The sequence below is a fragment of the Paenibacillus praedii genome, assembly GCF_049725345.1.
GTDB lineage: Bacteria > Bacillota > Bacilli > Paenibacillales > Paenibacillaceae > Pristimantibacillus.
In genome coordinates this window covers 45,443-70,151 of the sequence record NZ_JBMWAM010000008.1, presented here as the reverse complement: position 1 = coordinate 70,151, position 24,709 = coordinate 45,443, and the positions used below count along the sequence as shown (strand labels likewise).

The following is a 24,709-nucleotide window of genomic DNA, read 5'->3' as shown; positions in this document are numbered from 1 at the left end:
TATTCTGTCACTATAAGATCGCTTACATAACTTATTCGGTCTTGTAAAACTAATAAAATTATCGAATTCCGTGAAGGAGGATTATGTTATTATGAGTTATTTCAAAAACATCGGCGCAATCCAATTTGAAGGTAAAGGCTCGGACAATCCTTTTGCATTTAAGCACTACGATCCAAAGCAAGTCGTTTTGGGCAAAACAATGGAAGAGCATCTTCGCTTCGCGGTTGCTTACTGGCATACGTTTAACGCTAATGGTACAGACCCGTTCGGTACAGCCACAATGGTTCGCGGATGGGATCAATATAGCGGCCTTGACCGCGCGAAAGCGCGCGTTGAAGCCAACTTCGAATTTCTGAACAAATTGAATGTTCCTTTCTACGCCTTTCACGATGTGGACATTGCGCCAGAAGGAGACACCTTGCAAGAAACGAATAAAAACCTTGATGTCATCGTAGCTATGCTGAAGGACAATATGAAAGCCTCCGGCAAAAAGCTGCTTTGGAACACGGTTAATATGTTCTCGAACCCACGTTTCGTACACGGTGCTGGAACGACTTGCAACGCCGATGTCTATGCATACGCTGGCGCGCAATTGAAAAAAGGTCTTGAGGTTGGTAAAGAGCTTGGCGCAGAAAACTATGTATTCTGGGGCGGCCGTGAGGGCTATGAGACGCTTCTGAACACGGATATGGGCTTCGAGCTCGACAATCTGGCCCGTTTATACCACATGGCGATCGCTTACGCGAAGGAAATCGGCTTTGACGCTCAATTCCTGATCGAGCCTAAGCCAAAGGAGCCAACGAAGCACCAATACGACTACGATGCGGCTACAACGATTTCTTTCTTGCAAAAATATGGCTTGAAGGACCACTTCAAGCTGAATCTTGAAGCGAACCATGCCACGCTTGCTGGTCATACGTTCGAGCACGAAATTCGCACGGCAGCAATTAACGGCATGCTGGGATCTCTTGATGCGAACCAAGGCGACCTGCTTCTTGGCTGGGATACAGATGAGTTCCCTACAGACCTTTACTCGACTACACTGACTATGTTTGAAGTGCTTAAAGCTGGCGGCATCGGCCGCGGCGGCGTGAACTTCGATGCGAAGGTTCGCCGTGCTTCATTCGAGGCAGATGATTTGTTCCTTGCTCATATTGCTGGTATGGACAGCTTCGCTTGGGGACTAAAAGCGGCAGCGAAATTGATCGACGAGAAAATTTTGGATAATATCGTTGATAACCGCTACCGCAGCTTCAAAGAGGGCATCGGCGCGGAAATCGTGTCCGGCAAAGCGACGCTTGCATCGCTTGAGCAATATGCGCTTCAAAACAACGCGATCAAGAACGAGTCCGGACGCCAAGAGCGTATCCGCCTCATGCTTAGCGAAGTTATTTTCAGCGTTTAAGTTAGGAGGTTCTGTACGAAATGAGCTACGTTATTGGAATAGATTTAGGAACGAGCGCGGTCAAAGCGCTGCTCGTTGACCGTAATGGTACGGTAGCTGCAGAAGCATCGCGCAGCTACCCCCTGTTCCACGAGCATTCCGGCTGGAGCGAGCAAAGGTCGGATGACTGGGTGGGTGCTACAATTGAAGCATTAAGAGAGCTTGCTTCAACAGCAGGTATTAACACCGCAACTATCGAAGGGATCAGCTTTTCCGGTCAGATGCACGGTCTTGTGCTGCTGGATAGCGAAGGTAATCCGGTCCGCAATGCGATATTGTGGAACGATACCCGCACGACCGAGCAATGCCGCGAAATCGAGCATACGCTTGGCGATAAGCTGCTAAGCATTACGCGCAATCCTGCTTTAGAGGGCTTCACGCTTCCGAAGATATTATGGGTACGCAAGCATGAGCCGGAAGCTTTCGCGAAGGCAAAGCTGTTCCTACTTCCAAAGGATTACCTGCGTTACCGTCTTACCGGCGAGCTTCATATGGACTATTCCGATGCGGCAGGAACACTGCTGCTGGATGTGGCGGGCAAGAAATGGAGCGAAGACGTGCTGAAAGCGTTCGAGCTTCCGGCTGGCTTCTGCCCTCCACTGGTAGAGTCGCACGGTCTCGTTGGAACAATACTGCCGAATATTTCTGAGCGCGCTGGCCTGCCTGCTTCGACAAAGGTATTCGCCGGCGGAGCGGATAATGCATGCGGAGCGATCGGATCAGGCATATTGTCCGAAGGCTTGACGCTTTGCAGCATCGGTACCTCGGGCGTTATTCTCTCCTATGAGAATGACAAATCGAAGGATTTTGCCGGCAAGGTGCATTTCTTCAACCATGGCAAGGAGGATTCCTTCTACGTCATGGGCGTTACGCTTGCAGCTGGCTACAGCCTTAGCTGGTTCAAGAAGACGTTCGCGCCGAACGAGTCTTTTGATCAATTGCTCGATGGAGTAGGCGACGTACAGCCTGGAGCAGGCGGTCTTCTGTTTACGCCTTACCTCGTAGGCGAGCGTACGCCGCATGCCGACTCCGTCATCCGCGCAAGCTTCATTGGTGTAGACGGCTCGCATGAACGTATCCACTTTGCGCGCGCGGTAATGGAGGGCATCACCTTCTCGCTCAACGAGTCGGTTGATATGTTCCGCCGTGCCGGAAAGACGGTCGATACTATTATATCGATCGGGGGAGGCGCGCAAAATCCGGTTTGGCTGCAAATGCAGGCGGATATTTTCAACGCGACTGTCGTGGCGCTCGAGAACGAGCAGGGGCCAGGTCTTGGCGCCGCAATGCTAGCTGCTTATGGTGCTGGCTGGTTCGACAGCCTCGAAGCATGCGCGGACAAATTCGTGAAGCATGCGGATTCCTATAAGCCGCAGCCTGAAGCAGTGGCAGCGTATGAAGGCATTTTTAAAGTGTACCAGCAGGTTTATGAGCAAACACGCAGTCTGAATGAGGCGATTGCGCCTTATCGCGGTTAATCCCCCTATAGAAAGAAAGAGCTGTTATCCTCTCGGGAGGGCGACAGCTCTTTTTCTATTATTTAGACGCCGTGTTCAATACGCTTAACATGATTTTCGCCAAATTTGGCATGCTATACAAAAAGCTGAAAGGAGGAGTAGAGATGTCTTATAATTCTGCGCTGCTGTTTGACTTTAATGATGCCCAGAGTGCTGCGCTTGCCTGCGAGACGCTTCAGGAGCTTGGTTATGAGACCGTTCTCCATGATGGAAGCCGCATGCATGTGCATTTGGCGGGCAGTGACCTGACCTCGGCGCTCGAAATTGCACAATCGCATGGCGGACAGCTTGTCGAGCAGACTCAAATCGCAGACAATACGCTGACGGACAGTGCCTATGCGCTGGATGCGATACCGATCCCGGCACATATGGTCAACGAGGATTGGCTGTCAAACTTTGGCGGGCCTGAGGAGCAGGAAGGCCTGCATAATCGTGATGAAGATGATGAAAACCAGGATGAGTTTTTACCTGATTCGGGGACGTATGACCGTTTCTCTGGTGATGTGCATATTTAGGGCAGCAGGAGCATAAAAACACAATGAGGCTGTCCCTTTGTCAATTGACATCAGAACAGCCTCGTCTTATTTCTGCACGGCGTGCTGGCCAGCGGTGTAACCTGTTGAGAAGGCTGCCGTAATATTGTAGCCGCCGGTGTAGCCATGTATATCAAGAATTTCCCCGCAAAAATACAGTCCATCCATCAGCTTCGATTGCATCGTCTTCGGATCTATTTCCTTCAGATTAATACCGCCTCCAGTTACGAACGCATCCTCAATTGATAATGTGCCATAAACTCTAATTGGAAAATGCTTGATCAGCAACGACAGCGCTAACCAGTCCTGCTTTGGAATATTATCGTAAGTAAGGTGCTCCGGCAAACCGGATTTCTGAAGAAGGATTGGTATCATTTTCTCGGGCAAATAGCTCTTCAACACATTTTTAATTGTCTTCTTGGCATCAAGCTCTGCAAGTCTAAGCGTCTCGAGATAAACCTCGTCCTTGCTCTTATCCGGCATTAAATCAACGGCTGCCTCTATGTTGCCAGCGGCGAATTGCTTCAAGGCTTTTACGACAAATTGGCTGCACCTGAGCGCGATAGGGCCGGATATACCGAAGTGGGTGAAGAGCATGTCGCCCCGGTGCTCGATCAGCTTCTTCCCTTTCGGGCTCCAGACGGAGAGGGTGACATCTCTAAGAGAGAGTCCTTGCAGCTCCTTGCTCGTTATGAAAGGCTCGTTCGAGGTCAGCGGCACCTCAGTCGGGAACAGCTCGGTTATCGTATGTCCTGCTTTCTCGGCCCAGGCATAGCCGTCGCCGGTAGATCCGGTCTGCGGTACGGATTTGCCGCCTACAGCAACAATAACGCTTTCTGCTCTATAAATATCGCCTGATTTTAAGCGGACCCCCGCGACTTTTCCATTCGAAAACATCATATGATCAACGGGAGCATTCAGCATAATCTTTACACCTTGCTTGCGAACTTGATTGATGAGTGTGTCGACTACCGTTTTGGCTTTGTCGGACACCGGGAACATGCGTCCGTTATCCTCTTCCTTCAACGCAATGCCAAGCTTCTCAAAGAAAGAAATAATATCTTTGTTATTGAAGTTAGAGAAGCTGCTGTGCAGAAACCGCCCGTTGCCGGGAATATGACGGATTAGCTCGTCCAGCTCCTTGTTATTCGTTACATTACATCTGCCGCCGCCCGAAATGCCGAGCTTGCGGCCTAATTTATCACCTTTATCAAGCAGCAGCACGTTTGCTCCATGCTTGCTGGCGGCAATGCTGGCCATTAATCCAGCGGAGCCTCCGCCAATTACAATTGCATCATATTGCATCCATATCCACCTGACCTGCTATATTAGTAGTAAGAATATCATACCACAAAAGAAAGGCGGTGTTTTTATGCAAATGCAACGGAAAGAATGGGAATTTAGCGGAACTGAGGATGCCGTGTTATTTGTTAGAGAATGGAGGCCGCTGGATCGTGAGGTGAGGGCGGTGGTATGCCTCTTGCATGGGTTGGGAGAGCATGGCGACCGTTATGGTCATGTAGCCGAGCATATGACGGAGGCGGGCTTTGCGCTGATCGCATTTGATCAGCATGGCCATGGGCGCTCATCGGGCAAACGCGGCCATCTGCTTTCGTTGGAAGCGGCAGCGAGTGACGCGGCTCGCATCATAGAAGCTGCGGGCCAGAGGCATCCTGGCGTGCCTGTCTTTCTGTACGGTCACAGCATGGGCGGGAATGTGGCTCTGAACTGTGCGCTGCGTTTCAAGCCGCCGATTAGAGGACTGATCCTTACAAGTCCGTGGCTGCGGCTGGCGTTCAAGCCAAACCAGGGGATGGATTGGATCGGCCGAAGGCTCGTGAAATGGATGCCGATGTTACAGCTGCAAACCGGCCTGAAGCCAGAGGATTTATTCCGGCCAGGCTATGCGAAGGCATCTCCGATTAAGGACGATCCTTTTTCCCATACGAATACTACGCTTCGAACCTATATTGAAGTCGGAGCCGGAGGCGAATGGGCACTCGCTCATGCAGATCGTCTCCAGGTGCCGATGCTGCTCCTTCACGGCTCTACGGACAGAATTACTTCATTTGAAGCAAGCCGCCAATTGGCCGATCGGCTAGGCCGTCAGTGCGAATGGAGGTTATGGGAGGGCGGCTACCACGAGCTTCATAATGATGTCCAAGGCGAACAGGCCATTTTGGAAATAATAGATTGGTTAGAGAGACAATTGTAAAAACATGTCGTTTATGTTTTAATCGAATTAATAGTTTAAGAGACGAGATATCGGTGTAAGACAACAGAGATACTACACATGTGGCATGCATTCGAAACGCGAGTAGGGGGAGCCGATCGTCCGTGTTGAAGGAATTGCTGTTACAATTTATTTTATCCTTGATGCCGGTCTTCGCCTTTCAGCTTTGGCATGATAAAGAGCAAGGCTGGAAGGGAACATCGTCGTTTATGATCGTTTTTTGCGGTATCTCGATGGTGCTTTGTATGCTGACGGCCCCTAATTTTTTTGGTTATGAACTGGATTTCAGAATTATACCGTATTTAATTGGGTCATTATACGGAGGGCAGCCTGCGCTCGCCATATTGTCGCTTTTGAACATCGGGATGCGAATCCCCATGCTTGACAGCAGTTGGGAAACGATTAGCTTCCTTTTGTTATTCATTGGGTGTATACCTCTTATATGGGCTGCGATTCGTCCATTCCAACGAGCTTCCGCACTTCGTAAGGAACGAAGCGTTCTGCTTCTCATGTCAGTCATTTTGCTTTATTTCGTTGTGATATTTACTGGCTTCAATACATGGAGAGATGTGACATGGAACATCAATATGACACTGATACTTATTCTGGCGGTATCGGCTGTCTTGACGGCAACCTGGCTGTGCATTTTCATGATTGAGAGCGTAAGGGAGAAACAGCAGCTTCATGATGAGGTTAGACGCGTATCAGCAAATTATCGCAAAGAAGTGGAGAAACTGCAGCAGTTTATTGATGAGACCACCTTCGCCGTCATTCTGGTAGATCGTGAGGGCAGAATCACACATTTTAATGAGTTAGCTACTATGCTGCTTAACCTGAAATCTGAATATAGCGAAGGAAAACAGCTGGTAGGATCTTCCTACCAGGAAGTATTTACGCTAGATCATGGCGCTGCTTGCGTCAGCATGCTTCATCAGGCGCTGAAGGGGACGAAGACAGCCCTTGTCCCATTCACCGATGGTGAAAAAACGCTGCTAAAAACAACCTTCTCGCTTCGAGGCTTGGTTAGTAATGAGATTGCGGGTGCAGCTTTAATAGCGCATGACGTAACCGAGGTAAGCCAGCTCAGAAATGAAGTAGGACGCATGGAGAGGCTTAGCCTTGTTGGTCAGATGGCGGCAAGCATTACGCATGAAATTCGAAATCCAATGGCTGTCATACGCGGCTTTGTTCAGCTGATTCAGGAGAGAAGTCCGAGCAGCCAGCAGGAATATTTTCGAATTGTGATGGAAGAGCTTGATCGCGCTAATATGATTATTAGCGATTTTTTGTCGCTTGCCCAAAATAGAGCGCTCACAATGGAGCGGTTATCGCTGAATACAATTATTAATGAGCTTGTTCCGCTTCTGAACGCCGATGCGAATTTGCGGGGGCAGACAATTGAAGTAAGCTTTAGCGAAGAGCTGCCGCTAATCATGTTGAACGACAGAGAAATTAAGCAGCTATTGCTTAATCTGGCACGCAATGGGATGGAGGCAATGGGCGACAAGGGTATTTTGCGAATCAGCACCCGATACTTAAACGACAAAATCGAGCTTCGTATTGCCGATTCAGGAGTAGGCATTTCGCCGGAACAGATGAAGCATTTGTTCGAACCGTTTTTTACGACGAAGACACGCGGGACAGGGCTGGGACTACCGTTGTGCTTAAGCATTGTCGAACGTCACAATGGCAGAATCGACGTGGAATCCAAAGAGGGCGAAGGTACAACCTTTGTCATTAGCTTCCTCTTGAGGCAGGAGAGAGCGGCTAATGCAGGCTGAGGAAAAAAATTATGCAATAAAACGGTGAAACCATTTATCGTAGAGAGGAAAGGATCATTCTGTGCGCAACTGACAAATAGGAGGTTCCATGAAATATATATTTTTGACTTTCTGTATTTCCTTCATTGCGTCTGCTGTTCTGTATTACATCATGTTGAATTTGGTTGGTTCTACAAATGATGAACAAATGATTCTTGCAGCCACCTATATTATAATCATACAACTATGCGCGGTCATTGGAATCTTGTATTACATTACACAACAAAGAAGAAAATGAGATTAAAAAGACGGCAAAGAAGCAATTGAATGCAGAACGGGTTGATGGTATTGATACAAGCGGCAAAAACGCAGGGCCTAGGCTTCCTGCGTTTTTTGTTTTTCCAAGAATTCACCAGTGTATTACAGACGTTTGAGGGTGGTAGGGCAAAGGAAAGAGGCAAGGAAAACGCCATCGATCTGAAACGTTCGATGCTCGAAGAACTGGAACGAGTAACCGGGAAGAAATATTTCATCGGTGAGGAAAAGAAGAAATCAATGGATCTAAAACATAATCCGTTCAGCGTTAGTGCATACTACCATAGGAGAGAGAAAGCTGCAGGTCGAAGGCGGCAGAAGTCTTAATAGGAAGGAGGATACACCTATGACACAGAACAAAGGGCAGCAAGGCAGCTCAGAGGAGCAGGCTCGGCAAGCGGCGAGAAATGCGGCTGGCAAAGGAAAGGCGCCAGAAACAGAGGGCTTCGACAAAAAGCTGGATGGGCCTAATCGACCTTCTACATAGCGGTAAGGAGGTGTTCAATTGACTGATAAGGCTAACAATAGCGCAGACAAAAAAGCGCTGTCTAAAGACATGCTGCCTACAGGCGATCCGGCGCTGGATCCTTATGAAATTGCGTTTTTGCCTCAGTTTCGGGAAGGGCGAGGCAGCCGGGCGCCATTTGTGAATAATTATGGGGTTATCATTGGCGATCACAAGTATGAGTCAGCGGACTCGCCTTTGTCGCAATGGAGCACGGAGACGGACCCGGCTGTGATGGCCGGGGAGGAATGGGTGCATCCGTTCAAGGACGTTGGCTTTCAGACGGCTGAGAACCGAGATATCTTCGAGAAGGGACTGCCTCCGCAGGGCGGTATATTCATGCATCCCGACAAAAATGCTGCTTATGGCGCCGGTGATCCTGACGATACATGAGAATAGTTGAAATTTAGCAACCGGAGTGAATCTGCTCCGGTTGCTTTATTTTGATTCCTGACGGTATAATAGTAGCTAAAATAAAGTAATTAAAGGAGTGTGTTTCGATGTCGATGTCATTCGAACGATACATGTTAGATATGGTGCAGCCTATGCGGGATGATCTTACCCGCATCGGTATCCAGGAGCTTCGCACACCTGAAGAAGTAGAGCAAGCATTGCCAACTGCAACAGGTACAGCGCTTGTCGTTGTAAACTCGGTTTGCGGCTGCGCAGCAGGTCAAGCTCGTCCAGGCGTTGCAGAAGCGCTTAAGCATGACATTACGCCGGATCATTTGTTTACCGTATTTGCTGGTCAAGATAAAGAAGCTACTGCAAAAGCACGTGAGTTTTTTGCGCCTTACCCTCCATCCTCCCCTTCTATCGCATTGATGAAGGACGGAGAGCTTGTTCACTTTATCGAGCGCCATCAAATTGAGAATCGTTCCGCAGCGGACATAGCTGCTGACTTGACCGACGCTTTCAATCGGTTCTGCCGATAGTCGGGAAGGCAGCCTATGAGCTTACAACAGCAAATTATAGAGCGGCTCGGCGTGAAATCGGAAATTGATCCGGAGACGGAGATCCGCAATAGAGTTGATTTTCTGAAGCAATACGTGAAGCAGTCGGGGACCACCGGGCTGCTGATCGCGATTAGCGGCGGCATCGACAGCGCAGTAGCAGCTGGCCTGTGCAAGCGCGCAACGGATGAGCTTAGCGCTGAGTCAGGCCGCGAATATATGACGCTCGGCGTTTTCCAGCCTTATGGCGAGCAGTCCGATATTGCGGACAGCTACGCGGTTGCGGAGGCTTTTCAACTTCAGCATACCGTGGAGACGAATATTGGGGAAGCGGTAGACGAGATTGCGATCGAGGTAGAGCATGGCTTCAAGAAGCTGGGCATTCCGCGCCATTTGAGCCGCGGCGGCAAAGGCAATATCAAAGCGAGAACGCGTATGGTTACCCAATATGCGCTTGCTTTTGACCTGAACCTGCTTGTTGTGGGCACTGATCATGCATCCGAGGCGATAACCGGCTTCTACACGAAATGGGGCGACGGCGCCGTAGATATTACACCGCTTAGCACGCTGAATAAGCGTCAGGTTCGTCAATTAGCCGCCCATATCGGCGTTCCTCAGAGTGTCCTCGACAAAGCGCCAACTGCAGGTCTATGGGACGGACAAACCGACGAGGATGAGCTGGGCATTACTTACGGCGATAACAGCGACTACCTCGAAGGCAAAGAAATCAGCGAGGAAGCGCGCGAGAAGCTTGAGAAGCAATACTTGAAAACCGAGCACAAGCGTTCCCCGATTCCAGGCATTTAGCAGCTGCTAAAGCTAGAAGCGGGAGACCGTATGGAAAATCAATAGTCGTACAAAAGCGAAGATCCCTTATTTTTAGAGGGTTCTTCGCTTTTTTTTTGCGTATCACACCGCATCCAGTATTTTTTCTTATTATATGACGAAAAGGCTTTCTAAATAATGGATAATTATTATAATAATAAGTAAATAGAAGCACCCGTGGCTTTTATTTTTAGAGTGATGAGTGGTATCGCTTTCATTGTTGAAATGCTATGATTCGGGTAAAACCTATCGAAGATACCTATAAGGCCAAGAGCAACAAGCCAGACATATCAAGCCTCGATCAAAATATGGGTAGAGCTGCAAGCTATTATATAAGCAAGCCAGTATTGGCAAAGCAGTTGAGAAGCTTCTTGCTTAAGATGGAAAAAAGCTTATAGTCACCTATCCTTCATAGCTTGAGAGCTTTATTGAGTCATCGTAAAAGCTTGACTTCAACCGGACCTTCTGCTAATCTCACCTTCAGAGAAAAGGCGGGTGTTACCATGATCATCGGCATCGGACATGATATATCAGATATAACAAGGATTGCAAAGGTGCTGGAGGGCCGTACGAGCAGGCGTTTCCTGGAGCGGGTGCTGACAGCCGGAGAAAGGGAGCTTGCCGCACAATATGCGGGCGAGCGGCTGAATCAGTTTACGGCGGGACGTTTCGCGGCAAAGGAAGCGGTCGTAAAGGCTTTTGGCTGCGGAATCGGGAATATTATGGGGTTTACAGATATCGAAATATTGCGGGATGAGTGCGGCAAGCCGGAATGCTTCTTATCACAAGCGGCTTGGAGCCGGCTCGGCCTAGACCAAGGCGCGGTGCGCATTCATATCACGATTACGCATGAGCGCAAGCTGGCTTCTGCTTTTGTTATAGCGGAGCGGATAATATCGTAACCTTTTGCCTATACTTGGCATGTAATATACCAAGCGCATAGGCGAGAGGGGATGACGGCTTTGAGAGAGCAGCTGGGAAAGAAGCGTCGGTTTAAAACGGGACAATGGGTAGAATACGACGGCTTGTACACGGATGATTGGGGCGATGACCTGGTGCTCGTGCAGGGTGATCTGTTCCCGATACATCCACAGATGGGCGATACGCATTGGACCTATGGGGGACAGCCTGCAGTCCATTATAATAAATCTCCGAAGTATAACGGTCATCATATCGGCTATTAAGTCATGAAATAACAAAGGATGTCTGCGCAGACATCCTTTGTTTGTTAGGCGCATTATTTTTTCGTTGCCAGCCAGTCAGCTAATCCGGCAATTTCCTCGGATGTAAGGCGATCCTTGAAGGGAGGCATCGTGCCTTCTCCTCCTTCGATTTGCCGCATGATGTCGGCTGCGCTCAGCTTTGCGCCGATTTTTTGCAAATTCGTGATGGATCCGACTCTCCCCTGCAGCTCGCTGCCGTGGCAGTTTACGCAATTGGCTTTATAAATCGTCATCACCTCTGCAGGGCCGTCGAGAGCGATTGCGCTTTCCTTGACGCCTCCGCAGCCTGTCAAAGCGAGCAGCAGCCCGGTGCAAGCGGCTAATCGGACACTTCTACCTAATAACCGAGGAACAAATATGAAATCACGATGTTTTATCATTTCAACCTCGCTTTCTGCCCTTTCACAACACTTCCATATGAATTTATATTAATAGTCCGTATAATAGTATGGTTAACTTTACGTGTACTAGTGGACTCGAAATATACTTTTATTATACCGCAGTTTTACTATACAGGAGACTTCATGAAACCAACATTAGAACGAATTATGCAGCACCAATTGAATCAAATTCATGCTGAAGTCATTATGACGGCTTACTCAGAAAGCAAGCCGGGCTGGATCGACCAAAGGTCTGAACCGAACTTTTATCGTTTCTGCTATACTGATAGAGGACAAGCATGGTTAGATATGAATAATGAAAGATATATCGTAAAGCCTGGGACGCTTTATTTTCTCCCTGCAGGCACCAATCAAGCCTTTGGTACAGATGGAGATGAGCTTTTCGGCCGTTATTGGTGCCATTTCCGTATGGACCTTGGCGATGTTCAGTTTATTCAATCCTTGAAGCTTCCTCCTTTCGTTCAAGTAGATGACGCGAAGATGATGAAGCAGCTTTTTGATAAAATGGTATCGTATCAGGATTTCACCTCGATCACGCGAGTGCTTAGACTGAAGGGCGTGCTGCTCGAGCTGCTTGCTTATTATTTGGACGCGAGCCAAGTGCAGCAAGTGATGGAGAACAATTTAGGCCTTGAGGTGAAATGGAATGAAGTAATCACTTATATCGAAGCGAATTTGCATGTCAATATCCAGATAGAGGAGCTTGCTAAATTTGCATATCTGCATCCGAATTATTTCATTACGTCCTTCACAAACATAATGGGCTGCTCCCCCATTCAGTACGTAACGAATCGCCGTATCGCAACCGCTAAGCAGCTGCTGGCGGATACGGAGCTGTCAGTGTCGGCCGTTGCTAAGAAGGTAGGGCTGCAAAATCACTATTTATCGCGACTCTTCAAACGATATACAGGCGTAACCCCAGTTCAGTATCGCAGATTCACAAAAGTTGGTGTGGCTCGGATGAAGGATTTTGCCGCATTGAGCGAGGAGGAGAACAGGCAGTGAAAGAGCAAGCGGAGAGGGTAGAGCAGTCATTGGCTCCGCCGGATGTTAAGTTGTTTTTCAGTACGGAGCTGTTAGCGTGGTATCGGCTTATTAAGCGTGATTTGCCATGGCGCATAAATCAGGATCCCTACCGCGTGTGGGTGTCGGAAATCATGCTTCAGCAGACTAGAGTCGATACGGTTATCCCTTATTACAACAGCTTTATGAGCAAGTTTCCCACGGTGCAGGCGCTCGCGAATGCGCCCGAGACCGAGGTACTGAAGAGCTGGGAGGGTCTTGGCTATTATTCGCGGGCCCGTAATTTACAAGCGGGAGCGAGAGAGGTAGTCGAGCGGTATGGGGGAATAATTCCGGATGACAAAACATCTGTCGCCGGGCTCAAAGGAGTCGGTCCCTATACAACTGGCGCGATTATGAGCATTGCCTTTAACAGACCGGAGCCTGCGGTAGATGGGAATGTGATGCGCGTGCTCTCGCGCTATTTTGGATTGGAGGAAGATATTGCCAAGTCTTCTGCGAGAGTCGGTATTGAGAAGCTTGCGGCATCCCTTATTCCGGAAGGAGCGGCCGGGGACTTCAATCAGGCGCTTATGGAGCTAGGCGCACTTGTCTGCACGCCAAAATCTCCAGGCTGTCTGCCTTGCCCGGTGATGGAGCATTGTACCGCAAGGCTTGAAGGAAGAGAGCATGAGCTCCCGATCAAGACGAAGGCGAAGCCGCCGCGTACGGAGCACAGAGCGGCTGTTATCGTAACTGGAAACGGTGACCATTCAGGCAAGGTTCTCGTCAGACAGCGACCAGATACAGGACTGCTTGCGCAAATGTGGGAGCTGCCGCATCTGCTGCTTCCCGCAGACAAGACAGGCTGGCTGCACGATCAGGCGGCTAAAGAGAATGGCGAGCTCGCTGGAATGATCGGGCAGATGCTGGCGGAGGAGACGGGGCTGCTGGTCCGACCCCGCAGCTGGTTCATGGATGCGGATCATATTTTTAGTCATATTCACTGGAAAATGCGGTTTTACTTAGCCGACTTAGGTGAGGAGCCGGGCTGGCAAGCGGAAGCGGCAGCAGCCTCTGGAGCAGGTCATAGCCTAATGGCAGCAGAGGCTGCTTCTGCGTATGCCATATCGAGCGAGGCTGAGGGCCTTTATCGCTGGATCGGCAAAGAGGATATGGCCGCTTTGCCGTTTCCAAATTTATTTTTGCGGATATTAAAGCAGTATTGGGACCAGACGAACGTTTAGATTGGGGGAAACGAATATGAGCGAGATGCTGAAGCTGTTGATGGAGCACAAGATCGTTGCAATATTAAGGGGAATTGAAGACCGGCATGCGGATGCAGCAGCTCAGGCCCTCATTGACGGCGGCATTCGTATGATGGAGATTACGATGAACACAGCTGGCGCGGCGGTAATGATCGATCGGTGGCGCAGCAGGTTTAACGGCAAGGCGGCGATAGGTGCTGGAACGGTGACCGATGTTACGCTTGCGGAGCAGGCGGTTGCGGCTGGCGCACAGTTTCTTATCTCACCGAATTTGGATGAGGAGGTAATCGCATACGGTCGTGAACGAGGCTTGTCCGTATGGCCTGGCGTAATGACGCCTACGGAAATCGTGAAGGCATGGAAGGCTGGCGCAGACGCGGTTAAAATTTTCCCGATGGGCACGCTCGGCACCTCTTATCTGCGTGAGATTCGCGGACCGCTGAATGAGATACCGATGATCGCAACCGGCGGCGTCGATCTGCACAATATTGCTGAATATTTTCAGTCAGGAGCAAATGCGGTTGGCATGGGCGGCAAGCTGGTGAACCTGGAATGGGTTCGCGAAGGCAAGCTGGAGCTCGTCACAGAAAGAGCCAAGCAGTTCACGGCAGCCGTGGAGGCGTTGTAGAGGCGAGGGGAGGAGTGGCTTATGAGCTTAGTGGTCAGGCTAGTGATTATCATCGTCTTCATCATTGTCGTATTATTGGTTTTGGCATGGAAAATCGGCGCGCGCAGTCAGAAGCCGCGTTACATCCCGAATGCGTCTAAGCCTGATGTTGAGACGTTGTGGGAAGAGATTTCGTTCGAAAACAATGGTTCCCGGATGAAGGGATGGCTGCTTCAGCCAATCCAAGGCACTGAAGTGAAGGATGGCTTGCTCCCGCTAGTAGTCGTAGCACATGGATGGGGCTCCAATCGGACAAGAGTGCTCCGCTATACGCACCCTCTGTATAAGGCTGGATTTGCAGTGTTCGTGCACGATGCTCGGAGTCATGGGGACAGCGATGCGATCCAAGCTCCCTCGGCGTTTATGTTTCGCGATGATGTAAGGTCCGCCGTAGAGACGGCACGCCGCCTTCCTGGCATTGATCCGAACCGGATCGCGGTGCTGGGGCATTCGCTTGGAGGCTTCGGCACTCTGCTTGCTCTCGACAAAGGGCTGAAGGTTAACTCCGTCATTACGGATTCGATGCCAGTCCGCTTTGAGACGATGCTGCAGGCGGAACTGAAACGGAAGAAAATACCTTCCTTCCCGCTGGCTTATCTTATTCCGTCAATCTGGCTGATTCGCTCAGGGTATTCGCGGGCGGAGTACCGCGCGGCTAACATTTCTGATGTTCTGAAGAAGCATGCAGGGCAAGATAAGCGCGAGCGAACGCCGGTGCTAATGATTCATTCCGGCGGTGATGACTTTATAAGCGCTGACGATTTAAGGCAGCTGGAGAGACAGCTGCCTGAAGGTGCAGTTGATACGCTGTTCGTCTCTACGCACGGCCACAGCTCCTCTGAGCAGGATCCGGCATTCTGGGAGCGGGCACTGCCATTTCTCCAAAAAACGCTGCTTCTTCCATAATGACAAAAAAAGGGCCTGCGGCATATTGCCGCAGGCTTTCAAGAGAGAATATATAATAAAGGGGGGTCATGGGTTTAGTATACAAACCTAAGATGAAGCCAAGCTGAGTGTAATATTACAGTTTCATTACATAATGATTTTAATTAACGGGCGCTAAATTCATAGAAATAAAAAAGCTTCTAAAATTATTATTGAAACGTTTCCAAAGTGTTGCTATAATCAATTTATTGAAATGAAACGTTTCCAAATTTTTTTTAATTCAAAAATGAAACGTTTCCAAAACCGGGATAGGATTTTTGGAGGTCTTATATGTCTAGCATAAAAAAGGTAGCTGATTTAGCTGGTGTAGCGGTGGGGACAGTTTCACGGGTGATTAACAATCATCCTGCCGTCCGGGAAGAAACGCGCGAGAAGGTTTTGGCCGCGATCCAGAATTTAGAATATGTTCCGAACGAAGTGGCAAGAAATTTCAAAATGCAGAAATCAAAAATGGTGGCTTTATTAATTCCAACGATTTGGCACCCTTTTTTCTCGGAGCTGACTTATTATATCGAGGATGAGCTGGATCGGAATGATTATAAATTAATCCTTTGTAACAGCAAGGGTAAACCTGAGAAGGAGCTGTATTATTATGATATGTTAAATCAAAACAAGGTTGCGGGCATCATAGGGATAACGTACAACGATATTAAACACAGGATCATGAAGGAAATACCGATGATTTCCATAGACCGACATTTCAGAGAGGAAGTCGCTTGTGTAACCTCTGATAACTATACGGGTGGCCGTATGGCGCTAAGTCAATTAATTTTAGCAGGTGCCAAGAAACCAGCGTTCTTGGGTTATAACACTAATAACGCATTGTCCATTCACAGTGAAGTGGATTTAAGGAAACAAGGTTTTATCGATGAAGCGAGGGAGCGGGGAGTTTCTTATACGATTTTTGAAATACCCGACAATGACGATCATTTGGATTCACATTTAAAAATGCTTTTCACTTCGGAAGATCTTAAATTATTAGATGGTGTCTTTGTGAATGGGGACTTACTTGCAGCCCAATTTATCAAGCAGGCCCGCGCGCATCAAATTCGTGTTCCAGAAGATGTTAAGGTCGTGGGCTATGACGGGATTCAGCATAATGAATGCTTTCATCCTTTTTTATCTACCATCAGGCAACCGGTTGAAGAAATGGCAAGAACTTCGGTGCAGCTTCTTATTCGTGGGATCGAGGGTGAGGATATTCAGCAGCAAACCTATCGTCTTCCCGTTGAATTCAGAAAGGGTGATACAACTTAGCAGGTTAGTCTATAGAAAACGTTTTATATTACGATTTCTATAACATTTAATGAATACGCTTTAATTACTAAATATGGGTCTGGGAGGGTTTTCCTATCGTGGAAGCTAACCTCAAGAATGAGAATGTAGACGTAAAGCGCGGTCAGTTCCTGTTAAACCCTGCATTAAAGGTAAGGAAGAGTCCTGATGTAAAGCATTATTGGATTATGTTAATTCCGGCTTTAATCTGGTTGATTATGTTCCAAATCGTCCCGATGTTTGGAATTGTTATTGCATTCCAGGATTTTAATCCAGGTCAAGGGTTTCTGAAATCAGAATTTATTGGTCTGGAAAATTTTCAATACATGCTGCAACTAAGCGATGTACGCACTGTCTTATGGAATACAATTGTGATTGCTTTTGGAAAAATTATTGGCAATTTGTTCGTGCCGCTTGTGTTCGCTTTACTGCTTAATGAGCTAAGACAAAAATATTTTGTGAAAACAATCCAGACAAGTGTATATTTGCCACACTTCTTGTCTTGGGTTATTATTTCCGGCATTGTTCTTCAAATTTTCGGATTAAATGGTCCGGTTAATCATCTACTGGAATTTTTGGGATTTAAGTCTATCTTATTTTTCCAACAAGCAGATTTATTCAGAGGGTTCCTGATCGGATCGGATGTTTGGAAGAACTTCGGCTTTAATTCCATCATTTATTTGGCTGCATTAACCGGCATTGACCAGACGCTCTATGAAGCGGCGGATATCGATGGAGCGGGGCGTTGGAAAAAGTTGTGGCACGTGACCTTGCCTGGAATTCGCACCACCATCGCCTTATTGGCTATTTTATCGCTTGGCGGTATTTTGGACGCGGGCTTCGATCAGGTGTTCAATCTTTATAATCCACTAGTATACAGCACGGGAGATATCATCGATACCTATGTTTATCGAGCCGGTTTACAGGAACTGGATTTCAGCTTCGGTACAGCGGTGGGGTTATTAAAGTCGGTCGTCAGCTTTATTCTCATCACTATAGGTTACTGGTTGGCCAAGAAGCTCGTGGGCTACCGAATTTTCTGAGATTGGAGGAATTCATATGGTTGAACATCGATCATGGGGATCAAGAGTTTTTGATGTATGCAATTTAGTCATTCTGATCATCTTGACATTGCTGTGTTTGCTGCCGCTCTGGTACTGCTTAATGATTGCGTTAAGTGAAAAAGCTGCCGTGCAAGCCGGAATTGTAACCGTATATCCGATCGGCTTTAACTTACTTTCGTTTCAGGCAATTTTGTCAGATATTAAATTTTTTGGGGCCCTTTGGGTGTCGATAGAGCGAGTTATCCTGGGAGCCGCATTTACCATGCTGGTACTAGTGCTAGCTGCTTATCCATTATCAAAGACAGGCAAGCAATTGCCGGGACGTAATTTCCTAATGTGGGTTTTCGTCTTCTGTATGTTATTTAACGGCGGCTTGATTCCTTGGTATATCACCTTAACGAATTACAACCTGCTGGACAGCGTATGGGGCTTGGTTTTAAGCGGTGGAGTACCCATCTTCAATTTGATTCTGATTACGAACTTCGTTAAAAATTTGCCGGAGGAACTTGAAGAGGCGGCGAAAATGGATGGAGCGAGTCCGTGGCGATACATGTTCAGCATATTGCTTCCGCTGTTAAAGCCCGTACTAGCAACCGTTCTGTTGTTCACGATCGTAGGGCATTGGAATGATTTCTTCCAGGGGATGGTACTATCCACACGGGAGGAGAATTATCCATTACAAACCTATATCCAACAGATGGTAGTTTCGACAAACCTGCAAAATCTAGCAACCATGTCTGTTGAACAGCTAAATAGTATGTCCAAATTAAATAATGAATCGTTGAATGCAGCCAAAATTTTCATCGCAATGATTCCTGTGCTGCTTGTATATCCATTCTTGCAGAGGTATTTCGTAAAAGGGATTACTCTTGGATCTGTAAAGGGCTAACCTGCTTTCTAAGGTCGTGGTTTGGTGGTTGAGGAGAATATCCTTACACATATATTTTATTAATAGGGGGAGTAGTACATGATGAAGCCAAGCATGAAAAAAGTCACTTACGCAGCCTTGTCGATGGTTCTGGTTGTCGTACTGGCGGGGTGCAGTGGAAAAGGCGGGAATGACCTGCCTTCTAATGAAAGTACGCCTGCAACCACTCCAGTGGTGAATGCGGAACCATTGGGTAAACAATCCGAACTGACGACTATTACAAGAGGGGTCCCACTTGATCCGAACCAGAAATACCCTGAGGGTCAATCATTGGAAGACAATGCGTACACAAGAATGCTAAAGGAAAAGTTTAACATTGAAGTAAAAAATGAATTTTCTGCATCTAATGCAGGTACGGATTATCGTCAGAAGGTAGATCTTGCTATTGCAAGCGGTAAAATTCCAGATTACTTAACTGGCCTCACGTATTCACAATACAAAAAGATTGTAAAATCAGGCTATGCCATGGACATCTCCGACGTTTGGGATAAATATGCAAGCCCAGCCACGAAGGAAGTTTATAACTCTAACAAGGACCTATTCGATAGTTTAGTTAAAGAGGATGGAAAAATGTTTGGCATTCCTTCCTCGAACCCATTACCGGATTTCCTATCCGTCTTATGGATTCGTCAAGACTGGCTGGATAGATTAGAATTGAAAGCGCCTACAAATGTAGAAGAGCTTGAAGCCATCGCAAAAGCTTTTATTGAAAAAGATCCAGATGGCAACGGTGCGGCGGATACCGTTGGTCTTGTTGGTCCTAATAAAGACGGAAAGCTTTATCAGGATATGACTAACACGAACTTTGGCCTTCATTTTGACCCTATCTTTGCATCTTATAATGCCTTCCCTGGAATTTGGGTGAAGGATAGCGAGGGTAAAGCCGTCTATGGCTCCACGTTACCCGAAACAAAGGAAGCTCTTCAAAAATTGGCTGATATGTATAAAGAAGGTCTAATTTCGCCGGGGATGTTAACGACCAAAACAGAAGAGTTGATCGCAAACAACAAGGCAGGTCTGTTTGTCGGACCTTGGTGGAACCCATTTGCTGATATCGGAAATAGCTGGAAAAACGATAACAACGCAAACTGGCAACCATACCTTCTGCCATCCGGCTCCGACGGAATCTATCTGGCTAAAGGCGGAAACGCAGCGCAAACCTATACTGTAATCAGCAAAGACAGTAAAAATCCTGAAGCTGTCATTAAAATGCTCAACATATTCAAAGCGGGTCTTAAAAACTATGTAGATGAAAAAGACCAAACGATTCTGGGAGATGGGGCATTTCCGATGTACCAAACCTTCTCTCTTGCAGATGGTCCTTCCATGGTTCTACAAGAAGTAAACAACTATTTCGAAGGCAAGAAGACGGCTGATGAGGTGCACACTTACTTCAATAACTATGATGCCTATCAAAACCAAGCATTTGATAAGATCATTGCTTCCAAAACACAGCCTTTCGACAATACAAATATTTCAGGCTGGGATTTCGCCGGGGATAAAGCGAATGAATTTGGTTGGGTTTGGTCCTTTGGTGTTGGCTTGAAGCCATATGTGGAAGGCAAATTTAAATTCGTAAACACCTTGACTTACGAACAAACCAAAACCATGGAAAAACGTTGGGCTAACCTGAGTACGCTTGAGTACGCAACTTTCTCCAAAATCATCGTAGGCCAAGAGCCGATCAGCTCCTTCGATACATTCGTAAAAAAATGGAACGATGAAGGCGGTTCCCAAATCACGGAAGAAATTCAAAGCTCGTTAAATTAATAAAAGCAAACAATGAGTTCTGCCAAAAACAGAACTCATTGTTTATTCCTAGCCTGTAATACAGTACGTGTGGAATCACGGATAAGGAGGAGAGAGAAATGTCAACTGAGATTCAAATGGAGAAGTACCGCCCCAAGTTTCATTTTACCCCTCCGGCGAACTGGATGAATGACCCGAATGGTCTAGTTTATTTTGATGGAGAATATCATCTTTTCTACCAGTACTACCCATATGGAACCACATGGGGGCCAATGCATTGGGGACATGCAGTAAGTAGAGACCTCTTGAATTGGGAGCATCTCCCCATTGCGCTTGCTCCAGATGAGCAGGGCATGATTTTTTCGGGCAGCGCTGTGGTGGATTGGAACGATACGACAGGTTTTTTTAATGGGAAGCCTGGACTTGTAGCTATATTTACGCATCATGCTCATCAAGCAGAGTCAACATCGAAGGAATGTCAAAGTATTGCCTATAGTAAAGATTCGGGAAGAACGTGGATCAAATATAAGGGAAATCCCGTTCTAACCTCGGCCCAATATAACGATTATCGGGATCCGAAGGTGTTCTGGCATAAGGAAACGAAGCAATGGATTATGATTCTGGCCTGCGGTCAGACGGTTTGCCTCTATCATTCCTCGAACTTAAAGGATTGGAGCTTCGGCAGTGAGTTTGGCGAAGGAATCGGTTCCCATGATGGCGTATGGGAATGTCCGGATTTGTTTGCGCTGCCCTTGGATGGGGAGGGAACGAAGCTTACATGGGTCATGTTTGTTAGCATTGCAAACGAGTCTGGGATTAAGGAAGGCTCCAGAACGCAATATTTTACCGGACAATTCGATGGGCGTGTCTTCGTGCCGGATCATGCTTCTCGGACGATTCGCTGGCTCGATCATGGAAGAGATAACTACGCAGGCGTGAGTTGGTCGGATATCCCAGAGGAAGATGGACGCCGCATTTATATTGGGTGGATGAGTAATTGGAAATATGCGAATGTAACTCCGACCGAAGGCTGGAGAAGCGCAATGACGATTCCAAGAGAGCTAACATTGGAATCCAGGAATGGCGATATCGCATTGATTCAACGTCCTGTGAGGGAATTAGACGCGTTTAAAGTTCTACTTATAGAGGTAGATGGCAACGCTTTGAGTGAGCTCCATTCGTTATGTAAGGATCTTCAATTAGAAACCTACGAAATTGTAGCCGAATTCGAGCTTAAGAAAGATGTGGAATCCTTCGGTTTTAAAATAAGAACCTCTGAACAGGAAGAAACGGTCGTCGGCTACTCCGTGAAAGACGGGGCCATATTCGTAGACCGGAGTCGTTCAGGAGTCATTGATTTTCATGAAGACTTTTCAGGCAGGCATCAAGCGACCTTACAGCCGGATCATCAGCGTGTGAAGCTTCATCTTTTGATAGACCGGTCATCCGTAGAGGTTTTTTCAGACGATGGTCGTACAGTGATCACAGAATTGATCTATCCATCCCCAAGCGCATTGGGATTATCCTTTTATTGTCACGGTGAGATCGAACTCGCCTACAAAGTAAAAATATATAAACTGTTTTAGCTGTGTAGCCCTATAAAGGTACTTGTGATTAATTTGTTCAAGGGTGGATTCCCTTTGCTGGAATACACATGGAAGCTATTCACCGATTTGTATTAAAAAGTTAACAACGAAGAGAGACCTTTACCTTGAAAGGTCTCTCTTCGTTTGTTTAGGTTCCTGCATTCAGAATATTCTTGTCAAGGATGAATGGTTCCCAAGCTTTTATATTCCGTGAGAGTCATCTGATATTGCTGTTATTCTTTGCATGATCTAGTTCTTGATATAAGCTGAAGTAACCAATGCCTTCTCCTTTTCGTTCCTCAGGAATTAGGCCTAATGAAATGGCGTTTGTTGAAGTTGTCGCGATCGCGAAGCTGCCTCAACAAGGCTATACTGTGAGTAGAGGTGATCCAAATGAAGCTTATCCAAGAACAGCTGAATACCCCTTATTTTATAACCCTGTTCAAAAAGAAAACCGGGCTTACGCCTAAACAATATCGCAGGCGAAATCGGGATCAACCGACTGAGGAGGTGCTGCATAGTGAAAGCAAAAAATAACTCGGTGATATATTGGACGTTATTGGTGCATAATGATTGGCGCCTGTACATGGCTGCAACGTCAACGGGACTTTGTTACGTAGGCTCTCAGAATAAGTCTTTCCAGCAACTATTCGACTGGGCGTCGAAACGTTTTCCAGGAAACGTGTTGGTTCAGGATGATCAACTTTTGCAGCCGTATGCGGACGAACTGCTTGAATATTTGCACGGGAAACGTAGAGCCTTTACAATCCCCCTGGATTTTCGAGGAACAGCGTTTCAGCTTGCCGTATGGAATGCGCTCTGCGAGATTCCGTATGGACAAACGAAGTCCTATTCGGACATTGCGAGTCATATCCGGAAGCCGGCTGCCGTGAGGGCAGTTGGAGCGGCAATCGGCGCAAACCCCGTTCTTATAACGGTACCGTGCCATCGCGTGATCGGCAAAAATGGCACATTAACAGGTTACCGCGGCGGTCTGGAGATGAAAACGCAGCTCTTGCAGCTGGAGCGGCAAGAATCGTCTCTTGGAGCAAGGATGTGAAATCATATGAATACAGAACTTTTCGATAAGTACTGAAAGGCGCTAATACGTGTTTCCCGAAGAGCAGGTATATGTGAGCAAGCAGGGGGTCACTCCTTAAAGGCCAGCGGCATGAAACAGCTTTATGGCACATATATTCAAACGATAAACGAGTCAGGATGGATCCCGTTCAGCCCAGTAAACTTTCGTTAAATGTTTGGAGCAGGTTGAAAAACGTTTATAATGGTACTAGGTGGTACTACGTGCTGCGCTTCAAAATGTACAGGAGGTCTTTATGAATAGAGTCGTTTCAAAGCTGCTGCTGATGACCGTCATCATTATTGCTGCTCTCAGTATGGATTTGAAGCTGGACCTGTTTCCCGCCGCAGTGGAAGCGGAGGAGGAGGTCGAAGTGACAAGCGCGAATCCGCTTGAGCAGCTAGAGCTGGATATTGCCGGGCAATTTCGCATTCGTTCTGAAAGGTTCTCTGTCTCCTATACAGGAGACAAGCAGGAGCTGTCGGACAAAATGACGGATGTTATCCGGGCTGCGCTGAGACATGATGACTATTCCGCCTATATTCTTGAATCCTATATTTATACCATTCGAAGCTGGGGCAATAAATCGACGATATCGATCGAGGCTAGATACCGCGAGACAAAGGAGCAAACCGCTGTCGTGGATCGCGAGGTAGCGGCGGATCTTGCGAAATTGATTGAACCGGGGATGAATGATCACGAGAAGGTTAAAGTGATCCATGATTGGATCGTGACCCATGTGGAATATGACCAGACGTTATCCCATTACACCGCTTATGAAGCGATCACATTAGGGGAAGCGGTATGTCAGGGTTATTCGCTATTAGGCTATAAAATGCTGCAGAAAGCGGGCATCGAGGTGCTCATTGCCGAAGGAACGGTGAACACGGGAGAGCACGCGTGGAATATGGTGAAGCTGGACGGAAAATGGTACCATCTTGATCTGACCTGGGATGATCCGATCAGCGCCTCCGCATCTGTCCGGGAACAGCCCGCGCAGGCAGTAAAATCAAATGATGGCGCTATACGCTATAACTATTATCTCAAGACGGATGAGGAGCTGCGCAAGGATCATGGGTGGACGAGAACCTATCCTGCGGCAGATACGAAATACGCGGATACGATCCGCCAGCTGGAGCAGCAGGGTGCGGCGGCGGATCGTGAGCGGTTCAGCAAGCTGAAGCTGGCGCTTGGCCTGCACTGGCTTGAGCAGGAGTATACCGTATCCAGTCCAGAGCAGCTGCGCCATATCATTCAATCTGCGCTTAATTCCAGGACTGCTAGCTTAGAGTTTAGATATGAGATGGGCGATAAGTTCCCTGAGGCATTGAAGGCTGCGTTCCAGGACGTGAATGTAGCAGTTGGCTACAAAGCAAGTTACGAGCCATTTGGCGGCGATGCTTCGCTGCTGGTTCGAATCCAGCTGGAATATGGTTGA

General features: G+C 47.6%; 26 protein-coding genes. 24 read left to right on the top strand and 2 right to left on the bottom strand.

The window, feature by feature from the left end:
* Positions 1 to 91: 91 nt before the first annotated feature.
* The 3 genes from xylA (at position 92) to ACO9K6_RS09750 (ending at position 3,476) form a co-directional block, all read left to right on the top strand.
* Complete coding sequence (xylA, locus tag ACO9K6_RS09760; protein ID WP_424767371.1) at positions 92 to 1,405, top strand: xylose isomerase; 1,314 nt, start codon at positions 92 to 94, stop codon at positions 1,403 to 1,405.
* Between the two features lie 20 nt (positions 1,406 to 1,425).
* Complete coding sequence (gene xylB / locus ACO9K6_RS09755) at positions 1,426 to 2,922, top strand: xylulokinase (protein ID WP_424767370.1); 1,497 nt, start codon at positions 1,426 to 1,428, stop codon at positions 2,920 to 2,922.
* A 143-nt stretch (positions 2,923 to 3,065) separates the two neighbouring features.
* Entirely contained in the window at positions 3,066 to 3,476 is a 411-nt protein-coding gene (locus ACO9K6_RS09750; protein WP_424767369.1) for a hypothetical protein, read from the top strand.
* Positions 3,477 to 3,542: 66 nt separating this feature from the next.
* Here the strand turns inward: ACO9K6_RS09750 and ACO9K6_RS09745 are convergent, their stop codons facing one another.
* Positions 3,543 to 4,799, bottom strand: a complete 1,257-nt coding sequence (locus tag ACO9K6_RS09745; protein ID WP_424767368.1) for a BaiN/RdsA family NAD(P)/FAD-dependent oxidoreductase — start codon at positions 4,797 to 4,799, stop codon at positions 3,543 to 3,545.
* A 67-nt stretch (positions 4,800 to 4,866) separates the two neighbouring features.
* Between ACO9K6_RS09745 and ACO9K6_RS09740 the strand changes: the two genes are divergently transcribed.
* From ACO9K6_RS09740 to ACO9K6_RS09700, 9 genes are all read left to right on the top strand, one after another.
* Positions 4,867 to 5,709, top strand: a complete 843-nt coding sequence (locus tag ACO9K6_RS09740; RefSeq protein ID WP_424767367.1) for an alpha/beta hydrolase — start codon at positions 4,867 to 4,869, stop codon at positions 5,707 to 5,709.
* Between the two features lie 122 nt (positions 5,710 to 5,831).
* A complete protein-coding gene (locus ACO9K6_RS09735; protein ID WP_424767366.1) occupies positions 5,832 to 7,508 on the top strand; it encodes an ATP-binding protein in 1,677 nt (558 codons plus the stop codon).
* 306 nt (positions 7,509 to 7,814) lie between these two features.
* On the top strand, positions 7,815 to 8,129 hold the full coding sequence (locus tag ACO9K6_RS09730; RefSeq protein ID WP_424767365.1) for a hypothetical protein: 315 nt from the start codon (positions 7,815 to 7,817) through the stop codon (positions 8,127 to 8,129).
* Positions 8,130 to 8,148: 19 nt separating this feature from the next.
* A complete protein-coding gene (locus ACO9K6_RS09725; protein ID WP_424767364.1) occupies positions 8,149 to 8,289 on the top strand; it encodes a hypothetical protein in 141 nt (46 codons plus the stop codon).
* Positions 8,290 to 8,307: 18 nt separating this feature from the next.
* On the top strand, positions 8,308 to 8,700 hold the full coding sequence (locus tag ACO9K6_RS09720) for a DUF3905 domain-containing protein (RefSeq protein WP_424767363.1): 393 nt from the start codon (positions 8,308 to 8,310) through the stop codon (positions 8,698 to 8,700).
* 107 nt (positions 8,701 to 8,807) lie between these two features.
* Entirely contained in the window at positions 8,808 to 9,242 is a 435-nt protein-coding gene (locus ACO9K6_RS09715; protein WP_424767362.1) for a BrxA/BrxB family bacilliredoxin, read from the top strand.
* Positions 9,243 to 9,257: 15 nt separating this feature from the next.
* Entirely contained in the window at positions 9,258 to 10,067 is an 810-nt protein-coding gene (gene nadE / locus ACO9K6_RS09710; protein ID WP_424767361.1) for an ammonia-dependent NAD(+) synthetase, read from the top strand.
* Positions 10,068 to 10,588: 521 nt separating this feature from the next.
* Positions 10,589 to 10,987, top strand: a complete 399-nt coding sequence (gene acpS, locus ACO9K6_RS09705) for a holo-ACP synthase (protein ID WP_424767360.1) — start codon at positions 10,589 to 10,591, stop codon at positions 10,985 to 10,987.
* A 51-nt stretch (positions 10,988 to 11,038) separates the two neighbouring features.
* Entirely contained in the window at positions 11,039 to 11,269 is a 231-nt protein-coding gene (locus tag ACO9K6_RS09700; protein WP_424767359.1) for a hypothetical protein, read from the top strand.
* A gap of 53 nt (positions 11,270 to 11,322) precedes the next feature.
* Here ACO9K6_RS09700 and ACO9K6_RS09695 read toward each other — a convergent pair whose 3' ends face one another.
* A complete protein-coding gene (locus tag ACO9K6_RS09695) occupies positions 11,323 to 11,688 on the bottom strand; it encodes a c-type cytochrome (protein WP_424767358.1) in 366 nt (121 codons plus the stop codon).
* 144 nt (positions 11,689 to 11,832) lie between these two features.
* On the opposite strand from ACO9K6_RS09695, the gene ACO9K6_RS09690 reads away from it, so the two are divergent.
* The 12 genes from ACO9K6_RS09690 to ACO9K6_RS09635 all read left to right on the top strand — a co-directional run bounded on the left by ACO9K6_RS09690 (position 11,833) and on the right by ACO9K6_RS09635 (position 24,709).
* The gene (locus tag ACO9K6_RS09690) at positions 11,833 to 12,714 is read left to right on the top strand and encodes a helix-turn-helix domain-containing protein (RefSeq protein WP_424767357.1); all 882 of its coding nucleotides are present in this window, start codon (positions 11,833 to 11,835) and stop codon (positions 12,712 to 12,714) included.
* Positions 12,711 to 13,958, top strand: a complete 1,248-nt coding sequence (gene mutY, locus ACO9K6_RS09685; RefSeq protein WP_424767356.1) for an A/G-specific adenine glycosylase — start codon at positions 12,711 to 12,713, stop codon at positions 13,956 to 13,958. Before ACO9K6_RS09690 ends, mutY begins: the two co-directional genes overlap by 4 nt.
* A 16-nt stretch (positions 13,959 to 13,974) precedes the next feature.
* Positions 13,975 to 14,607 (top strand): bifunctional 4-hydroxy-2-oxoglutarate aldolase/2-dehydro-3-deoxy-phosphogluconate aldolase, encoded by a 633-nt coding sequence (locus tag ACO9K6_RS09680; RefSeq protein WP_424767355.1) that lies wholly within the window; start codon positions 13,975 to 13,977, stop codon positions 14,605 to 14,607.
* 21 nt (positions 14,608 to 14,628) lie between these two features.
* Positions 14,629 to 15,552 carry an alpha/beta hydrolase gene (locus ACO9K6_RS09675; protein ID WP_424767354.1) on the top strand — a complete coding sequence of 308 codons (924 nt, stop codon included), beginning with the start codon at positions 14,629 to 14,631 and terminating at the stop codon, positions 15,550 to 15,552.
* A 309-nt stretch (positions 15,553 to 15,861) separates the two neighbouring features.
* On the top strand, positions 15,862 to 16,848 hold the full coding sequence (locus ACO9K6_RS09670; protein ID WP_424767353.1) for a LacI family DNA-binding transcriptional regulator: 987 nt from the start codon (positions 15,862 to 15,864) through the stop codon (positions 16,846 to 16,848).
* A 206-nt stretch (positions 16,849 to 17,054) separates the two neighbouring features.
* The gene (locus tag ACO9K6_RS09665; protein WP_424767472.1) at positions 17,055 to 17,909 is read left to right on the top strand and encodes an ABC transporter permease; all 855 of its coding nucleotides are present in this window, start codon (positions 17,055 to 17,057) and stop codon (positions 17,907 to 17,909) included.
* 16 nt (positions 17,910 to 17,925) lie between these two features.
* A complete protein-coding gene (locus ACO9K6_RS09660; protein WP_424767352.1) occupies positions 17,926 to 18,819 on the top strand; it encodes a carbohydrate ABC transporter permease in 894 nt (297 codons plus the stop codon).
* A 78-nt stretch (positions 18,820 to 18,897) separates the two neighbouring features.
* Complete coding sequence (locus tag ACO9K6_RS09655) at positions 18,898 to 20,628, top strand: type 2 periplasmic-binding domain-containing protein (RefSeq protein ID WP_424767351.1); 1,731 nt, start codon at positions 18,898 to 18,900, stop codon at positions 20,626 to 20,628.
* A 98-nt stretch (positions 20,629 to 20,726) separates the two neighbouring features.
* Positions 20,727 to 22,193: a glycoside hydrolase family 32 protein gene (locus ACO9K6_RS09650; RefSeq protein ID WP_424767350.1), complete on the top strand. Its 1,467-nt coding sequence runs from the start codon at positions 20,727 to 20,729 to the stop codon at positions 22,191 to 22,193.
* A gap of 393 nt (positions 22,194 to 22,586) precedes the next feature.
* The gene (locus ACO9K6_RS09645) at positions 22,587 to 22,730 is read left to right on the top strand and encodes an AraC family transcriptional regulator (RefSeq protein ID WP_424767349.1); all 144 of its coding nucleotides are present in this window, start codon (positions 22,587 to 22,589) and stop codon (positions 22,728 to 22,730) included.
* The gene (locus ACO9K6_RS09640) at positions 22,714 to 23,253 is read left to right on the top strand and encodes a methylated-DNA--[protein]-cysteine S-methyltransferase (protein WP_424767348.1); all 540 of its coding nucleotides are present in this window, start codon (positions 22,714 to 22,716) and stop codon (positions 23,251 to 23,253) included. Before ACO9K6_RS09645 ends, ACO9K6_RS09640 begins: the two co-directional genes overlap by 17 nt.
* A gap of 274 nt (positions 23,254 to 23,527) precedes the next feature.
* Positions 23,528 to 24,709: a transglutaminase domain-containing protein gene (locus tag ACO9K6_RS09635; protein ID WP_424767347.1), complete on the top strand. Its 1,182-nt coding sequence runs from the start codon at positions 23,528 to 23,530 to the stop codon at positions 24,707 to 24,709.

Coding starts and splice junctions, on each gene's coding strand:
- xylA (WP_424767371.1), top strand. CDS start 92: ATGAGTTATTTCAAAAACATCGGCGCAATCCAATTTGAAGGTAAAGGC.
- xylB (WP_424767370.1), top strand. CDS start 1,426: ATGAGCTACGTTATTGGAATAGATTTAGGAACGAGCGCGGTCAAAGCG.
- ACO9K6_RS09750 (WP_424767369.1), top strand. CDS start 3,066: ATGTCTTATAATTCTGCGCTGCTGTTTGACTTTAATGATGCCCAGAGT.
- ACO9K6_RS09745 (WP_424767368.1), bottom strand. CDS start 4,799: ATGCAATATGATGCAATTGTAATTGGCGGAGGCTCCGCTGGATTAATG.
- ACO9K6_RS09740 (WP_424767367.1), top strand. CDS start 4,867: ATGCAAATGCAACGGAAAGAATGGGAATTTAGCGGAACTGAGGATGCC.
- ACO9K6_RS09730 (WP_424767365.1), top strand. CDS start 7,815: ATGCAGAACGGGTTGATGGTATTGATACAAGCGGCAAAAACGCAGGGC.
- ACO9K6_RS09725 (WP_424767364.1), top strand. CDS start 8,149: ATGACACAGAACAAAGGGCAGCAAGGCAGCTCAGAGGAGCAGGCTCGG.
- ACO9K6_RS09715 (WP_424767362.1), top strand. CDS start 8,808: ATGTCGATGTCATTCGAACGATACATGTTAGATATGGTGCAGCCTATG.
- nadE (WP_424767361.1), top strand. CDS start 9,258: ATGAGCTTACAACAGCAAATTATAGAGCGGCTCGGCGTGAAATCGGAA.
- acpS (WP_424767360.1), top strand. CDS start 10,589: ATGATCATCGGCATCGGACATGATATATCAGATATAACAAGGATTGCA.
- ACO9K6_RS09700 (WP_424767359.1), top strand. CDS start 11,039: ATGACGGCTTTGAGAGAGCAGCTGGGAAAGAAGCGTCGGTTTAAAACG.
- ACO9K6_RS09695 (WP_424767358.1), bottom strand. CDS start 11,688: ATGATAAAACATCGTGATTTCATATTTGTTCCTCGGTTATTAGGTAGA.
- ACO9K6_RS09690 (WP_424767357.1), top strand. CDS start 11,833: ATGAAACCAACATTAGAACGAATTATGCAGCACCAATTGAATCAAATT.
- ACO9K6_RS09680 (WP_424767355.1), top strand. CDS start 13,975: ATGAGCGAGATGCTGAAGCTGTTGATGGAGCACAAGATCGTTGCAATA.
- ACO9K6_RS09675 (WP_424767354.1), top strand. CDS start 14,629: ATGAGCTTAGTGGTCAGGCTAGTGATTATCATCGTCTTCATCATTGTC.
- ACO9K6_RS09670 (WP_424767353.1), top strand. CDS start 15,862: ATGTCTAGCATAAAAAAGGTAGCTGATTTAGCTGGTGTAGCGGTGGGG.
- ACO9K6_RS09665 (WP_424767472.1), top strand. CDS start 17,055: ATGTTAATTCCGGCTTTAATCTGGTTGATTATGTTCCAAATCGTCCCG.
- ACO9K6_RS09660 (WP_424767352.1), top strand. CDS start 17,926: ATGGTTGAACATCGATCATGGGGATCAAGAGTTTTTGATGTATGCAAT.
- ACO9K6_RS09655 (WP_424767351.1), top strand. CDS start 18,898: ATGATGAAGCCAAGCATGAAAAAAGTCACTTACGCAGCCTTGTCGATG.
- ACO9K6_RS09650 (WP_424767350.1), top strand. CDS start 20,727: ATGTCAACTGAGATTCAAATGGAGAAGTACCGCCCCAAGTTTCATTTT.
- ACO9K6_RS09645 (WP_424767349.1), top strand. CDS start 22,587: ATGAAGCTTATCCAAGAACAGCTGAATACCCCTTATTTTATAACCCTG.
- ACO9K6_RS09635 (WP_424767347.1), top strand. CDS start 23,528: ATGAATAGAGTCGTTTCAAAGCTGCTGCTGATGACCGTCATCATTATT.